This window comes from Paenibacillus sp. UNC451MF (assembly GCF_000686845.1).
Lineage (GTDB): Bacteria > Bacillota > Bacilli > Paenibacillales > NBRC-103111 > Paenibacillus_S.
The window spans coordinates 512,881-527,883 of the sequence record NZ_JMLS01000001.1; the positions used below are offsets into that span (position 1 = coordinate 512,881).

At 45.3% G+C, this 15,003-nt stretch carries 12 protein-coding genes; 11 read left to right on the forward strand and 1 reads right to left on the reverse strand.

Annotation, left to right across the window (positions count from 1 at the left end):
* The 7 genes from BP97_RS34960 to BP97_RS34965 all read left to right on the forward strand — a co-directional run bounded on the left by BP97_RS34960 (nt 1) and on the right by BP97_RS34965 (nt 8,037).
* Complete coding sequence (locus BP97_RS34960; protein WP_051620285.1) at nt 1–1,176, forward strand: Ger(x)C family spore germination protein; 1,176 nt, start codon at nt 1–3, stop codon at nt 1,174–1,176.
* Nucleotides 1,177–1,370: 194 nt separating this feature from the next.
* Complete coding sequence (locus tag BP97_RS0102230) at nt 1,371–2,288, forward strand: hypothetical protein (protein ID WP_028547646.1); 918 nt, start codon at nt 1,371–1,373, stop codon at nt 2,286–2,288.
* Nucleotides 2,289–2,438: 150 nt separating this feature from the next.
* On the forward strand, nt 2,439–3,722 hold the full coding sequence (gene tig / locus BP97_RS0102235) for a trigger factor (RefSeq protein WP_028547647.1): 1,284 nt from the start codon (nt 2,439–2,441) through the stop codon (nt 3,720–3,722).
* A gap of 341 nt (nt 3,723–4,063) precedes the next feature.
* Nucleotides 4,064–4,657 carry an ATP-dependent Clp endopeptidase proteolytic subunit ClpP gene (gene clpP / locus BP97_RS0102240; RefSeq protein ID WP_028547648.1) on the forward strand — a complete coding sequence of 198 codons (594 nt, stop codon included), beginning with the start codon at nt 4,064–4,066 and terminating at the stop codon, nt 4,655–4,657.
* 11 nt (nt 4,658–4,668) lie between these two features.
* Nucleotides 4,669–5,934: an ATP-dependent protease ATP-binding subunit ClpX gene (gene clpX / locus BP97_RS0102245; protein ID WP_028547649.1), complete on the forward strand. Its 1,266-nt coding sequence runs from the start codon at nt 4,669–4,671 to the stop codon at nt 5,932–5,934.
* Nucleotides 5,935–6,030: 96 nt separating this feature from the next.
* Nucleotides 6,031–7,146 carry a flavodoxin-dependent (E)-4-hydroxy-3-methylbut-2-enyl-diphosphate synthase gene (gene ispG, locus BP97_RS0102250; protein WP_028547650.1) on the forward strand — a complete coding sequence of 372 codons (1,116 nt, stop codon included), beginning with the start codon at nt 6,031–6,033 and terminating at the stop codon, nt 7,144–7,146.
* 150 nt (nt 7,147–7,296) lie between these two features.
* Nucleotides 7,297–8,037: a divergent polysaccharide deacetylase family protein gene (locus BP97_RS34965; RefSeq protein ID WP_081823904.1), complete on the forward strand. Its 741-nt coding sequence runs from the start codon at nt 7,297–7,299 to the stop codon at nt 8,035–8,037.
* A gap of 15 nt (nt 8,038–8,052) precedes the next feature.
* Here the strand turns inward: BP97_RS34965 and BP97_RS0102260 are convergent, their stop codons facing one another.
* A complete protein-coding gene (locus BP97_RS0102260; protein WP_028547651.1) occupies nt 8,053–8,757 on the reverse strand; it encodes an N-acetylmuramoyl-L-alanine amidase family protein in 705 nt (234 codons plus the stop codon).
* A 207-nt stretch (nt 8,758–8,964) separates the two neighbouring features.
* Between BP97_RS0102260 and lonB the strand changes: the two genes are divergently transcribed.
* The 4 genes from lonB to BP97_RS0102285 all read left to right on the forward strand — a co-directional run bounded on the left by lonB (nt 8,965) and on the right by BP97_RS0102285 (nt 14,813).
* Entirely contained in the window at nt 8,965–10,668 is a 1,704-nt protein-coding gene (gene lonB, locus BP97_RS0102265; protein ID WP_028547652.1) for an ATP-dependent protease LonB, read from the forward strand.
* A 191-nt stretch (nt 10,669–10,859) separates the two neighbouring features.
* Entirely contained in the window at nt 10,860–13,193 is a 2,334-nt protein-coding gene (gene lon / locus BP97_RS0102270) for an endopeptidase La (protein ID WP_028547653.1), read from the forward strand.
* Nucleotides 13,194–13,233: 40 nt separating this feature from the next.
* Nucleotides 13,234–13,869 carry a ribosome biogenesis GTP-binding protein YihA/YsxC gene (yihA, locus tag BP97_RS0102275; protein ID WP_028547654.1) on the forward strand — a complete coding sequence of 212 codons (636 nt, stop codon included), beginning with the start codon at nt 13,234–13,236 and terminating at the stop codon, nt 13,867–13,869.
* A gap of 353 nt (nt 13,870–14,222) precedes the next feature.
* Nucleotides 14,223–14,813, forward strand: a complete 591-nt coding sequence (locus BP97_RS0102285; RefSeq protein WP_028547656.1) for a hypothetical protein — start codon at nt 14,223–14,225, stop codon at nt 14,811–14,813.
* The last annotated feature ends 190 nt before the right edge of the window (nt 14,814–15,003 follow it).

Sequence of the window (15,003 nt, forward strand, 5' to 3'; positions counted from 1 at the left end):
ATGAGAGTCTCCCGGGTACGTGTCGTTTTTCTGTTTTTGACGATGGGTCTTCTGTTGAGCGGCTGCTGGAATTCCACTGATATTGATAATGTGGACTATGTCAATGCTATAGGTATCGATTACTCGAATGAGGAAAAGCAGTATCAGGTTTATTTACAGCTGCTAAGTTTCGATAAGGTGGCTAAGTCAGAGCAAGGAATGAACATGAGCCCGACTCCAGTATGGATTGCTGTAGGGAAAGGGAAGAGTTATGCAGAAGCTATTGAGAAAATAACGGTAGAGTCACAAAGAAGGCTGTTCTGGGGACACGTTACTTCGCTGATTATTGGAGAATCTTTACTGGAAAAGGGGGAGATCACCACTACGCTGCAATCGTTGTTTCGGTTCTATGAACTGAGATATACCATGTGGGTTTTCGGCACCAGTGACCCTATCACGGAAATTTTCCAAGCCACACCTAATTTTGAGCGGTCCCGACTACGACTTATGATGCACACTCCAAAAGATAACTACAAGCAGCGGTCCTACATAGCGCCAATAAGACTTAATGATTTCTTAGCCAGTTACTACGAACCTGTACAATCTTTGCTCTTGCCTTCAATTACCGTCGGCAAAGAAGTATGGCGAAAAAACAATGAACCTGTCGACTCTTTGCGTTATAATGGCGTCTACTCGTTTTGGCAGCAAAAGAAGACAGGTTTTTTCCCTGTTGAAAAGGTAAAAGGCCTCCGTTGGATGGATCGTAAAACCAATCGTGCACCTGTAACGATCAAGGAAGGCGGCAAAAATGTTGCAGGAGCCCGACTTAGAAAGCCAAGATTCGCCGTTAAAATTAATGAGGAAGGAGGAAAACCGTCTTTTGATATCCATGTCATAGTGAAAGGTGCCATATCAGAGCTGAGCGAGCAGGTTCCAGAATCCGTATTAATCCGGCAGCTGCAATCGATGGTTGAACAGGAAATTCGTGAAACTTACTCTAATGGTGTAAAACAAAAAACGGATTTGCTCGGGCTCGGCAAGCATTTATATGACAGGAGCACCTCGAAATACAGGATGTATGCGGATAAAGGCGATATGTTCCTGCTCACGCCGGAATCGCTTAGGAACGTTAGAGTGGAGGTGGAATTGACGTCAGCGGGAAAATATACCTACCGTACGTATAAGGATAACGATTAATCATCGTTGCTTTTGCTTTCCGCTTCCGAATCGGGTACACTGACCTTCATAAGAAAACCTTTTATAGAGGCTTTTCCAAAAGATGAGCGACTTCAATTTTTGCGTAAGGAAGTCTCCCTTCGTAAGCAGGGTAAGTTTATCGCCGGCATAAGGCGGTAAAGGTTTGCTTTAGAAGTCAGTTAGGTGGTGTGCTATTGTCCGGAAGACCGAATGATAACGTGATTCTATTTCCTAAAACCGTTGATTTTTACCAATTTGAACTAACCCGAATGCTGGAGACGGAACGCTATGGCGAAGCTATTGAGCTGCTTCGTTTTTTGCTGGCCTGTCAAAGCCAGGATGAAAGGGTACAAGAGGAATGGCATGCATTGCTGCAATGGCTGCAGACGATGTTTCCTGAAGCCCATATTGCTCTATCCGATGAGGATGGACAGGACGATTTGACCGAGCAGGATATACTTAGGGAGCATTTGGCAGGCAAAGTACGTGAAGACAGCGGTTATACGGACAAGCTGCTGGGGATGCTGCAAGAGTCCCACTCGATGGAGAATCAGCTTCTTGCCTTAGGTCAGCTTGCTTTTTTGGAGGACTCCCGGATTAACGGGAAATTGGCTGAATGGGTAACGACTGGGGAGCAGCATCCCATGATTCAGTATAAGACACTGCAAACGCTTAAGATGCGTGGCATGTCCGGGATGCTCCAGCTTAGAAAAAATGGGGAGACTATACTTGTCGAAGTGGAGGATACGCCTTCCGATTTCGATCAGTTTCCTTCGAGCATTAACGATATTTTGGAACGTATTCAAGAAAATAGCCAAACGAGTAACCCGGCGCTCGCTTATTTTGCCGAGGAGACCTGGAACGAATTTCTGGCATTCGTATACGGTACATCGACTTATCGGCAGATGCTCCTTATGGATCGGGAAAGTATAGATGCTTGGGCCGCTGCCCTTCATTTTGTGCTGCTCGAGCGGGTTTTTGAGAGCGGCGATAGGGATGAAGTATTCGAGTTGTACGGCATTACGAATGAGCTGTTATTCCAGTGGGAACAGGCTTATCGCATCATGCAGCAGTTCGCAACGGCCACGTTTACAGGAAGACTTCGTGATTGATTATTTTTTTCAATGAACTGCAACTTGAAAACACGAAGGTATATGTTATAATAGAATGGTTATATTGACGACCTGGGACAAGCATGGCACCCTTATTTCGTCAGAACGTGAAAAATTGTGATGGATAATTTTTGGAGGGGAAAGCATAAAATGAAAGCAAGCTGGGAAAAAATAGAGAAGAACGTTGGAGTTCTTGATATTGAAGTGGAAGCGGACCAAGTAGCCGTTGCACTGGACAAAGCATTTAAAAAAGTAGTAACCAAAGTAAACGTGCCAGGCTTCCGTAAAGGTAAAGTACCTCGTTCGATCTTTGAATCTAAATTCGGCGTGGAAAGCTTGTACCAAGAAGCTTTGGATATCGTTGTGCCTGAAGCTTACGTTGAAGCAGTTAATGAAACAGGCATCACTCCTGTTGACCGTCCTGAAGTAGACGTAGAGCAATTCGGTAAAGGCCAAGTTTTGAAATTCAAAGCTAAAGTTGTTGTTAAGCCTGAAGTAGAACTGGGCGAATACAAAGGCCTTGAGCTTGAAGCTCAAGATGTAGCTGTAACAGCTGAAGAAGTAAACGAAGAATTGGTAAAATTGCAACAACGCCATGCGGAACTTGTTCCTGTTGAAGAAGGCGCTGCACAAAACGGCGATGTAGTATCCATCGATTTCGAAGGATTCGTTGATGGCGTTGCTTTCGAAGGTGGCAAAGCAGAGAAGTATTCTCTTGAGCTTGGCACTGGCAGCTTTATCCCAGGTTTCGAAGAGCAAGTAGTTGGCTTGAACAAAGGCGAAGACAAAGATATTACAGTATCCTTCCCTGAAGACTACCACTCCGAAGATTTGAAAGGCAAAGAAGCCGTATTCAAAATTCACTTGCATGACATCAAACGCAAAAACTTGCCTGCTTTGGACGACGAGTTTGCTAAAGACGTTAGCGAATTCGAAACGTTGGAAGAGTTCAAGCAAGATCTTGAAGCTAAGCTGAAAGAACGTAAAGAAGCTGACATCCAACGTAAGAAAGAAGCAGATGTAGTTGAAAAAGCGGCTGCTAATGCAAAAGTTGATATTCCACAAGTGATGATCGAGAATGAAACTGAGCAAATGCTCAAAGAATTCGAAAACCGCTTGTCCAGCCAAGGTATGAACCTTGAATTGTACTACCAATTCACAGGTCAAAACGACGATGTGCTGAAAGAGCAAATGCGCGGCGACGCTGAAAAACGCGTACTGAACAATCTTGTTCTTGAAGCTGTTGCTAAAGCAGAGAACTTGGAAGCAACTGAAGAAGAGCTTAATGCACAATTGGTTCAAATGTCCCAAATGTACCAACGTTCTACTGACGAGCTTCGTGCTATCTTGACAGCAAACGGCAACTTGAACGATTTGAAACATGATATTGTTATTAGCAAAACAGTTGGCTTCTTGGTTGCTAACAGCAAATAATAATACACAAATAAGTATCACATAGGAGATTAAGGCACGTGTCCATATGCGTGCCTTTCTCTATAGCTAAGGTTTCAAGACCTGGCGATTAGTTTAATACATAGCATAGTTAGGAAGTAAAGCGATTAGCTTTGTCCAGTTATCAACATACGACCAACGTTTTACCAAGAATACATAGGCTTGACACCATTTCGCAAAACCATGGTTGACTTGTGTTACTGTTGCGGTTTGGCTTAAGCGGAACCGGATTTAAGGCAGTGAACGCAGGGAATTCGCGAAATGCTTTTAAACGTGCTACAATATATTTTGCAAGTCAATTTTGGAGCAAAGGGGTTGGAACAATGGGTCTGATACCTATGGTTGTTGAGCAAGAAGGACGCGGGGAGCGCTCGTATGATATTTATTCCCGCCTATTGAAAGACCGCATTATCTTTATCGGCAGTGCCATTGACGATGATGTTGCCAACCTCGTTATTGCGCAGTTGCTGTTTTTGTCCGCGCAGGATGCCGAGAAAGACATTTCTCTGTACATCAATTCACCTGGCGGTTCGGTAACTGCCGGAATGGGTATATATGATACAATGCAGTTCATCAAGCCGGACGTTTCTACGATCTGTGTAGGTATGGCTGCAAGTATGGGCTCTTTGTTGTTGACGGCAGGAGCTAAAGGTAAGCGTTTCGCGCTGCCGAACAGCGAGGTTATGATTCACCAGCCGCTTGGTGGTGTGAGAGGTCAGGCATCGGATATTAAAATTCATGCGGACTGGATCATCAAAACTAAGCAAAAGCTGAATCAAATTTATGTAGATCGTACGGGGCAGCCGCTTGAGAAAATTGAGCGGGACACGGACCGTGACAATTTCATGAGCGCTGAAGAAGCCAAGGAATACGGGCTTATTGATGCGGTTATCACTCGTAACGAATTGAATGGATAAGGAGTGATTGCATGTTTAAATTTAATGATGAAAAAGGTCAGCTGAAATGCTCGTTTTGCGGGAAGTCTCAGGAGCAAGTCCGTAAACTAGTAGCTGGACCAGGCGTCTATATATGCGATGAGTGTATCGAGCTGTGTACGGAAATCGTTGAAGAGGAGCTCGGCCACGAGGAAGAGCTGGATCTCAAAGACGTACCGAAGCCAAAAGAAATTCGTGGCATTCTGGATCAATACGTTATTGGCCAGGATCAAGCTAAGAAGTCGCTTTCTGTTGCCGTATACAATCATTACAAGCGGATTAATTCACAGCAAAGCAAATTGGAAGACGTTGAGCTTCAAAAAAGTAACATCGTACTGTTAGGTCCTACGGGTAGCGGTAAAACGTTACTGGCTCAAACGCTGGCCAAAATTTTGAACGTACCGTTCGCTATTGCTGATGCTACGTCTTTGACGGAAGCCGGTTATGTAGGGGAAGACGTTGAAAATATTTTGCTGAAGCTGATCCAAGCAGCAGATTATGATGTGGAGAAGGCGGAACGTGGAATTATTTATATCGATGAAATCGATAAAGTTGCCCGTAAATCCGAGAATCCTTCCATCACACGTGATGTTTCCGGTGAAGGCGTGCAGCAAGCGCTGTTGAAAATTTTGGAGGGTACTGTAGCATCCGTTCCTCCTCAAGGCGGTCGCAAGCATCCTCATCAAGAATTTATCCAAATCGATACGACGAACATTTTGTTCATCTGCGGCGGTGCATTCGATGGTCTAGAGCAGATCATTAAACGTAGAATCGGCAAAAAAGTAATCGGGTTCGGTACAGACGGTCACAGAGCGGATTTGAAACCAGGTGAATATCTCTCCATGGTTCTTCCGGAAGACTTGCTTAAATTCGGTTTGATTCCCGAGTTTGTCGGTCGTTTGCCAGTGATCTCTACATTGGAGCCTCTAGACGAAGCTGCTTTGGTACGTATCTTGACGGAGCCAAAAAATGCTCTTGTTAAGCAGTATCAAAAAATGCTGGAGATGGATAACGTTTCTCTTGAATTCAATGATGAAGCACTTGAAGAAATTGCTCGTGAAGCGATCAAGCGCAATACTGGCGCCCGTGGCTTGAGAGCGATCATCGAGAGCATCATGTTGGATGTCATGTATGAAGCGCCTTCCCGTACTGAGGTTTCAACATGTGTTGTAACCAAAGAGTCGATCCAGGCGAAAATTACTCCGGAAATCACGGGTAAAGACGATAAATCCGTTAATAAAAAAGAAGAAAGTGCTTAATAACTAAACCACAACAACCTCCAATCTGTTAAAAAGTCAGAAAATGGCTTTGTCTCAGAGCGGAGGATGTTTGGTATCATGGGAGAGATCGAATACATGTTTCACAGAACGGAGACCATCCCTGTTCGAGTTGGGGATTTAACAATCGGCGGAAGCAACGAAGTCATTATGCAAAGCATGTGCACTACTAAAACTGCCGATGTAAAAGCTACCGTTGCCGAGATTCATCGTTTGCAAGATGCAGGCTGCCAGCTGGTCCGTGTAACGGTTAACAATAAGGAAGCCGCCGAGGCGATTAAAGATATCAAGCGTCAAATTCAAATTCCGTTAGTGGCAGACATTCATTTCGACCATCGTCTTGCTCTCATGGCTATCGAGAACGGCATCGATAAGGTTCGGATCAATCCGGGCAATATCGGACGCCGTGAGAAGGTGGAGGCGGTCGTTAAAGCGTGTAAGGAGCGGGGCATTCCTATCCGGATCGGTGTTAATGCTGGATCGCTTGAGAATCACCTTCTTGAAAAGTACGGCTACCCGACGCCAGAAGCAATGGTTGAGAGTGCGCTATATCACATCGGTATTTTGGAAGAGCTGGATTTCCGCGATATTATTGTTTCCTTGAAAGCATCCGACGTCCCAATGGCTATTGCTGCTTACACCCAAGCGGCTTCCGCCTTCAGATATCCACTTCATTTGGGGATTACTGAAGCTGGAACCTTATTCTCCGGGACGGTGAAAAGCTCGGCTGGCATAGGGGCTCTGCTTAGTATGGGACTTGGATCTACGCTCCGTATTTCGCTTAGTGCGGACCCGGTAGAAGAGATTAAAGTAGCGCGCGATCTATTGAAAACTTTTGGGCTTATTACCAATGCGGCAACCTTAGTATCCTGCCCCACTTGTGGACGTCTGGATATTGATTTGTTCTCGATTGCTAATGAGGTTGAGGAGTATATTTCAAGAATTAAAGTTCCAATCAAAGTTTCCGTTCTGGGCTGTGCGGTTAACGGCCCTGGCGAGGCAAGAGAGGCTGATATTGGTATAGCTGGAGCAAGAGGGGAAGGCATGCTATTCCGGTATGGAGAAATGATCCGTAAAGTTCCGGAAGCTGAATTGCTCGCGGAGCTTAAGAAGGAAATAGATGTTATTGTCGAGCATTTTGAAAGAACCGGAGAAATTCCAGGCAGAACCAATCATTCGCTTCAAGCAAAATAAGTTAATGAATAAAAGCAATGTTTCTCAACAGGGAAACATTGCTTTTTTATTTTTCCATGAATAGGTTTCCAACTAGTGACAAATAACAAGGAGAGTGCTTAGAACTATTCAGGAGGAAACGCCGTGAAACAAACCGTTAAATGGATTGTCATGTACTTTATCGTAATCTGCTTGTTATTAGGACCGAGAGGCGTGATTCGATCAGAAGGGGAGTCTGCGACTCAAAAGAAAATAGCTATTGTTATCGATGATCTCGGTAATGATATGCAGGGAACGAAGGAAATCATGGAGCTGGCAGCACCTATTACGGTTGCTGTGATGCCATTTCTGCCTACAACGAAGCGGGACGCCGAATGGGCTCATTCGGTTGGATACGATGTATTGGTCCATATGCCCATGGAGCCTGTTAAAGGGAAAAAGAGCTGGCTTGGTCCTGGTGCGATTACGACAGACCTGTCGGATGATGAAATAAGACAGCGCGTCGTTGCAGCGATCGAGGAGGTGCCATTTGCCGTTGGAATCAACAACCATATGGGTTCCAAAGTGACGGCGGATAAAAGAGTTATGCGGATCGTGTTGGAAGTATGCAAGGAAAAGAATTTATTATACCTTGACAGCAAAACAACCCATAAGAGTGTCGTACAAGCTGTAGCCAACGAGGTAGGCTTAAGGACGCTGGAAAACAATATTTTTATGGATGACGTCTATACGAGAGATCATATCGTAAAACAAGCTTTGAAGGTTCTGAAATATGTAGACGACCACGATACTACAGTTGTCATAGGCCATGTGGGTCCCCCAGGCAAGCATACCGCGGCCGTCTTGAAGCAATCGATTCCGTCAATACAGAAAAAAGCGCAGCTCGTAACCATTTCGAAGCTGGCCCCCTAGGGCCGGCTTTTCTTGTTAGCTGTCAATTTGAGGTGACTCTAAGTAGTTGAGGATGCCTTTAGCGATGGCTTCAGCCAACTTTTGCTGCTTCTCTGGCTGTGTCATCTGAGCTCGATCCTGTGCATTAGAGATAAAACCCATCTCTACAATGACAGTAGGAACTTGAATATGCCTCAGTAAGTAAAAAGGCTTCCCATAAACCATTTCTTCGGATGTACCGTACAGCTGATTTAAAGAGCTTTGGAGGCTGTTGGCCAGCTGTTTGCTTGCATCAGACTTTTGATGGAGCACGACAGGACCTCGCTTGCCGCTTTTTGCCGCCCAATTTACGTGTAGGCTTACGACAGCCTTAGGACGAACTTCATTGGCCAGGTGACTACGCTGCGCAAGATCCTTCAAATGACGTGAGCGTGTTCGAAACCAACGGTTTTCTCCGCTCAAAGCGTAATCCTCCATACGATTCATAAGAACGACCTTTCCTTTCTGCCGCAAAAGATCGTAGGTGAGTCTGGACATTTCCAGGTTTATATCTTTTTCGTATATTTCCCCGTATAAAGTACCGCTGTCGATCCCACCGTGACCAACGTCGATCAGAACGTCCACATTAGAGATAATCGGATTCTTAGGAGCAGGATAGTGGTCTGATTTGGCGTTTAAGGGCTGGTTGGAGGTTAAGAAGGTCACGGAAAATAAAAGAAGGATCGCGGCTAAGCGTCGCATAAGTACACTCCTTTACGAAAAAACTTCCCTCTTATGGTTCTCTTTCGTTTCATTCTCATACGGGGCAGAAAACTTTCTCATTACCGTATGAATCCGCCCTTAAGAGGGGAATACTACCAGGTATATGGTGCTTGCTCGTAGGTCTGATAGCGGGGACAAGAAGAAGAGTATTCTTCGAAACTTTATCTCGTAGGAGGGGTATTTTAAATGAACATTAGTGTAATTTTGATGATTATCCAACTATTTTTTGCCGTTGTGATCGGTATGTATTTCTGGAATTTGTTGCGGAATCAGCAGTCTAATCGAACAGCGGTGGATAAAGAATCCAAAAAAGAGCTTGAAAAGCTGAGAAAGCTTCGTTCAATCTCTTTAAATAAGCCTTTGGCGGAAAAAACAAGGCCGAGCGCTATGGCTGACATCGTAGGCCAAAAGGAAGGGCTGCGTGCTCTTAAAGCGGCATTATGCGGCGCTAACCCGCAGCACGTTATCATTTATGGTCCTCCAGGCGTAGGAAAGACAGCAGCGGCTCGTGTCGTCTTGGAGGAGGCCAAGAAAAATGCGGACTCTCCGTTTCGCCAAGAAGCCAAATTTACCGAGGTGGATGCTACGACAGCCCGTTTTGATGAGAGAGGTATCGCAGACCCTTTAATCGGTTCCGTACATGATCCAATTTATCAAGGTGCAGGAGCCATGGGGGTTGCGGGTATTCCACAGCCTAAAGCTGGTGCTGTAACCAAAGCGCATGGCGGAATTTTGTTTATTGATGAAATCGGCGAATTACATCCGCATCAAATGAATAAATTATTAAAGGTTCTTGAGGATCGTAAAGTATTTTTAGAAAGTGCTTATTACAACTCAGAGGATATGAACATCCCAGGCTATATTCATGATATTTTCCAGCACGGTCTGCCTGCTGATTTTCGTCTGGTAGGTGCGACGACGCGCAATCCGCAGGAGCTTCCTCCTGCCATTCGTTCACGCTGCATGGAGATTTACTTCAGACCGTTAACACCTGATGAGATTGGGAAAATCGCATTGAATGCGCTGAAGAAAATCGGATTGCCGGAAAATCCAGCTGCGGTGGAAGTTGTGAAGAAGCATGCGACTAACGGTAGAGAAGCAGTGAACATTATTCAGCTATCCGCAGGAATGGCTCTAACGGACGGACGCAAGGAAGTATCGGCCTCGGATGTAGAATGGGTCATTAACAGCTCGCAGATTCCTCCTAGACCGGAGCGGAAAATCGGTTCGAAGCCTGAAATCGGTTTTGTCAACGGCCTTGCCGTTTACGGGCCTAACCTTGGAACCCTTCTGGAGATTGAAGTTACCGCAATACCAGTTGTTCAAGCAGGGACCGGCAAATTTACGATTACAGGGGTTGTCGATGAGGAGGAAATGGGCGGAGGCTCTCGCACGATTCGCAGGAAGAGCATGGCACGCGGTTCCGTAGAGAATGTGCTTACTGTACTGCGCAGAGTGGGAATCAATCCGTATAACTATGATCTGCATATTAATTTCCCAGGGGGTACGCCCATTGACGGTCCTTCAGCCGGCGTATCTATGGCAACTGCGATAGCCTCAGCCGTTAAGCAAATTCCGGTGGATAACCATATTGCCATGACAGGCGAGGTAGGTATTCACGGTAAAGTGAAGCCTGTTGGAGGCGTCGTAGCCAAAGTAGAAGCGGCCTTCCAGGCGGGAGCGACGAAAGTCATTATTCCGAAAGAGAACTGGCAGGAAATTTTCTCAGGATTAAATGGACTTGAGGTTGTTCCGGTGGAATCGGTTGAAGAGGTCCTGTATCACGCTTTAGGTATTGAAATATCCGTGTTGTCAGAGGCTACCGGTATACAGCCGGATGTGATGCCGCCTGCATCGGTAACGGTTCTGCACGCTGATGGGCTTGAGTGATTTTCTGCCTTCAGCGTTTCTTTTTTTGCCGGTGCGAGATAAGTTGACAAGCCGATTGGTGTTTTTATATCAATTTTGCTAAAATGTTAACTACAGCAAATGGTAACGCTGGCGAAGCAAGGTCGCTCAAGAAGGCAGATTGTTGCGAAGTCAACTTTGCTGAAAGCAAAGTTCACAGGAGGTGCTCCAGGATGGGACCGAACAAATTAAAGGTGCGGCGTTTGCCGTTGCTTCCTTTGCGGGGATTGCTCGTTTATCCTAGCATGGTGCTGCATTTGGACGTAGGCAGGGAGAAATCAGTTAAGGCACTGGAGAAGTCCATGGTGGATGACAGCATGATTCTTCTTTGCTCGCAATCGGAAGTTAACATTGAAGAACCTACAACGGAAGATATATATCGCATCGGAACGATTGCTAAAGTAAGGCAAATGCTGAAACTACCCAATGGTACGATCCGGGTATTGGTCGAGGGGATCGTCCGTGCAGAAATCAATGAATTTTTAACGAATGATGAGTATTATGAGGTTCAAGTTAAGGAGCTGCCTGAACAGGAATCGTCCGATCCTGAAATCGATGCACTGATGCGTACGGTGCTTACTCAATTTGAGCATTATATTAACTTGTCAAAAAAAGTAACTCCAGAGACGTTAGCCGCTGTATCTGATATTGATGAGCCGGGGCGGTTGGCTGACGTTATATGCAGTCATTTATCCTTAAAGATCAAGGACAAACAAGAAATTCTAGAAACCATCGATGTAAAAGATCGCCTGGAAAAGCTGCTCAGCATTCTTAACAATGAGCGTGAAGTTTTGGAGCTTGAGCGCAAAATAAGCCAGCGTGTGAAAAAGCAGATGGAGAAAACCCAGAAGGAATATTACCTTCGCGAGCAAATGAAGGCGATCCAGAAAGAGCTTGGGGATAAGGAAGGCAGAGCAGGAGAGGTAGAAGAACTGCGTAATCAGCTCGCTGAGACCGATGTTCCGGAGAAAGTGAAGGAAAAGATTGAGAAGGAAATTGATCGTCTGGAAAAAATGCCGGCTACCTCGGCTGAAGGCGGAGTCATTCGCAACTATATCGATTGGCTATTAGGCCTTCCTTGGTCGCAATTTACCGAAGATGACCTGGACATCAACCGAGCGGAAGAAATCTTGAACGAAGACCACTACGGCCTTGAGAAGCCTAAGGAACGGGTATTGGAATACTTGGCGGTGCAGCAGCTCGTTAAGAAGCTGAAGGGGCCGATATTATGTCTAGTGGGCCCTCCAGGAGTAGGTAAAACTTCGATAGCTCGTTCGATAGCTCGATCTTTGGGTCGTCAGTTCATCCGCATTTCGCTTGGCGGCGTGAGGGATGAGGCGGAAATTCGGGGACACCGTCGCACGTATGTCGGGGCGATGCCTGGACGTATCATTCAAGGAATGAAAAATGCCGGTTCATCCAACCCAGTCTTCCTACTCGACGAAATAGACAAGATGGCTATGGATTTCCGTGGAGACCCGGCAGCAGCTTTGTTGGAGGTACTTGACCCTGAGCAGAACAACACCTTCAGCGATCATTATATTGAAGTACCGTTCGATCTGTCGAATGTCATGTTCGTGACAACGGCTAATGCGGTACACAACATTCCTAGGCCACTCCTTGACAGGATGGAAGTACTCTATATTCCGGGCTATACCGAGATCGAGAAGCTGCATATCGGACGCAACTATTTGCTGCCTAAACAGCAAAAGGACCACGGTTTGCAGGAAGATCAGCTCATAATTGAAGAACAAGCGCTTATGCGCATTGTTCGTGAATATACCCGTGAAGCGGGAGTTCGTAATTTAGAGCAGCAAATTTCAGCCGTTTGTCGTAAAGCGGCCAAGAAAGTTGTATCTGGGCAAGATGTGAAAGTCAACATTGGCTATAATGATGTCAAAGAGTATTTGGGACCACCGAAGTTCCGCTTTGGAGTTGCCGAGGAATTCGACCAAATCGGAGCCGTTACAGGCCTTGCGTGGACGGAAGTGGGCGGAGATACACTGGTGATCGAGGTTACTGTGATGCCAGGTAACGGCAAGCTGACTCTAACAGGCAAATTAGGCGACGTCATGAAGGAATCGGCGCAGGCTGCATTCAGCTATACCCGTTCCCGTATTGGTCAGCTGGACATTGCCAAAGATTTTCATGAAAAAATGGATATTCATATTCACATTCCTGAAGGAGCCATACCTAAGGATGGACCTTCGGCAGGGATCACGATGGGTACAGCACTGATTTCGGCACTGACGAATATCCCTGTGTCCCGTGAAGTAGCTATGACAGGCGAAATTACACTGCGCGGCCGCGTACTGCCGATAGGCGGTCTTAAGGAAAAGAGCCTGGCGGCTCACCGTGCCGGAATCCGTAAAATTATTATCCCTAAGGATAACGAAAAAGACATCGAAGAAATCCCGGAAAGCGTGCGTAACGAGCTGACCTTTATCCCTGTCTCGCATATGGATGAAGTGCTCGAGCATGCTTTAGTCAAACCCGTAGGGGTATAACATGAGGCTTCAGCCTCAAAGAAGGAAAGAGTGAAGGAACATGAAGGTCAATCAAGCTGAGTTTATTATCAGCGCGGTTGGTCCGAGTCAGTATCCTCCAGACGCCTTGCCTGAGATTGCTCTGGCAGGGCGTTCTAACGTAGGAAAGTCATCACTGATCAATCGGATGATCCAGCGCAAAAATCTGGCTAGAACAAGCTCCAAACCGGGGAAGACGCAGCAGTTAAATTATTATAAAATTAATCAGGACTTATTCTTCGTTGATTTGCCGGGTTACGGCTATGCGCAAGTGTCTAAATCCAAGCGTGAAATATGGGGAAAGTTTATTGAAGAATATTTGCTTCATCGCGAATATTTGAAGCTGGTGCTTCTCATCATTGATTTGAGGCATCCGCCATCCAAGGATGATCAGGCAATGTATGCTTGGCTCAAACACAATGGGGTACCGCTATGCGTTGTAACGACAAAGGCGGATAAAATATCCAAAGGCCAATGGCAAAAACACGTGAAAATTGTTAAAGAAACACTGCAAATGGATAAAAACGACCCATTTGTCTTGTTCTCTTCAGAAATTGGTCTTGGCAAGGACGAGCTCTGGGGTGTCATACAGGATGCGATTCGCCATGAAGAAGAGGAAACTACTCTTGAAGAAGAAGCGGTGAATGCGCCGGAATAAACGCCGTAGCAGATGTATAATCAATCCCTTTCGGGAAGCTTACAGCTTCCCGAAAGGGATTTTTTTTATGAACGGTATAACAATACTTCATCCATATGCAATGAAGGCTATTGATGGTTCTTCCTTGAAGGAGCATACAGGACAGAGGGAACTGCATAACTTAATAAGGGAAACAGAGGGATTTATATGAAAAAGTTGAATCATCCCGTGATTAAAGCAGTTTTTTCAGAATTTCAACGGAATTCAATGAATTGAAAGCAGGAATATTAAATATTTATGTAGTATAATGTATATAGAACAAGAGAATATAGTTTTGGCTTCATGTTTCGAAAACAAAGAATCGAGGGATTTTTATGGCAATGAGGTTAGCGACCCAATACGTCAAAACCTGCCTACAGTTAACGGAAGCCGAGATGGCCATGTTTATTCAGATGTTTGTCGATCATCAAGCCTCCTTGCAGGTCAAAGTGCTTGAAAACGGAAATCAAGAGGTGGTTCTGCTAGATAACGAGGCGGGACAGGAGATTGTCCTATCGTTCGAAAGAAAGTTTAACACGTTTGTTTGCCGCGGCACTTGCTGCATAACAGACAAAAATTTGGTGCAGCTAATGCGAAAAGCTGTTTCAACGTTCAAAGGAAGCGCCGTTGTTCACCGTATTTATGAAACCTATACGATGATTTATGAGTATGAGCAGGGCGCTGTAGTCAAAATAGTGGAGCGCAAAGGCCAAACCGAACGACTTATTTATGAATTCAAGGATACGGTCGGAATGCTGGAGCGATTGTTCCGTAAAGTGGGGGTAGAGCAAGAAATACTGAGCATTAAATCTCAGATCAATGATTTGCTCGACCTGAGAAATGACATTCAAGACGTCGCCGTACGCGAACAAATTGATGGTCGCCTTCAAAAGATGACACATCGTTTATTCGCACTCGAAGCTTAACTATAAATAGTAAAAAAACTTTTCCGGACACACCGGAGAAGTTTTTTTTGTCTGCAGAAATCTAATGTTTACCATACACATGAGACGAGACTATAACATATGTTAGTCAATGTGTGATCTCTCAGCAATAAAAATAGGCATTGGTAAAAAAAAGTATTGCTTTTATTCGTAATAGATGTTATTTTTATTC

Excerpts from the sequence above, each read along its gene's own strand:
- BP97_RS34960 (WP_051620285.1), top strand. The coding sequence starts at position 1 with ATGAGAGTCTCCCGGGTACGTGTCGTTTTTCTGTTTTTGACGATGGGT.
- tig (WP_028547647.1), top strand. The coding sequence starts at position 2,439 with ATGAAAGCAAGCTGGGAAAAAATAGAGAAGAACGTTGGAGTTCTTGAT.
- clpP (WP_028547648.1), top strand. The coding sequence starts at position 4,064 with ATGGGTCTGATACCTATGGTTGTTGAGCAAGAAGGACGCGGGGAGCGC.
- clpX (WP_028547649.1), top strand. The coding sequence starts at position 4,669 with ATGTTTAAATTTAATGATGAAAAAGGTCAGCTGAAATGCTCGTTTTGC.
- ispG (WP_028547650.1), top strand. The coding sequence starts at position 6,031 with ATGTTTCACAGAACGGAGACCATCCCTGTTCGAGTTGGGGATTTAACA.
- BP97_RS34965 (WP_081823904.1), top strand. The coding sequence starts at position 7,297 with ATGTACTTTATCGTAATCTGCTTGTTATTAGGACCGAGAGGCGTGATT.
- BP97_RS0102260 (WP_028547651.1), bottom strand. The coding sequence starts at position 8,757 with ATGCGACGCTTAGCCGCGATCCTTCTTTTATTTTCCGTGACCTTCTTA.
- lonB (WP_028547652.1), top strand. The coding sequence starts at position 8,965 with ATGAACATTAGTGTAATTTTGATGATTATCCAACTATTTTTTGCCGTT.
- lon (WP_028547653.1), top strand. The coding sequence starts at position 10,860 with ATGGGACCGAACAAATTAAAGGTGCGGCGTTTGCCGTTGCTTCCTTTG.
- yihA (WP_028547654.1), top strand. The coding sequence starts at position 13,234 with ATGAAGGTCAATCAAGCTGAGTTTATTATCAGCGCGGTTGGTCCGAGT.
- BP97_RS0102285 (WP_028547656.1), top strand. The coding sequence starts at position 14,223 with ATGGCAATGAGGTTAGCGACCCAATACGTCAAAACCTGCCTACAGTTA.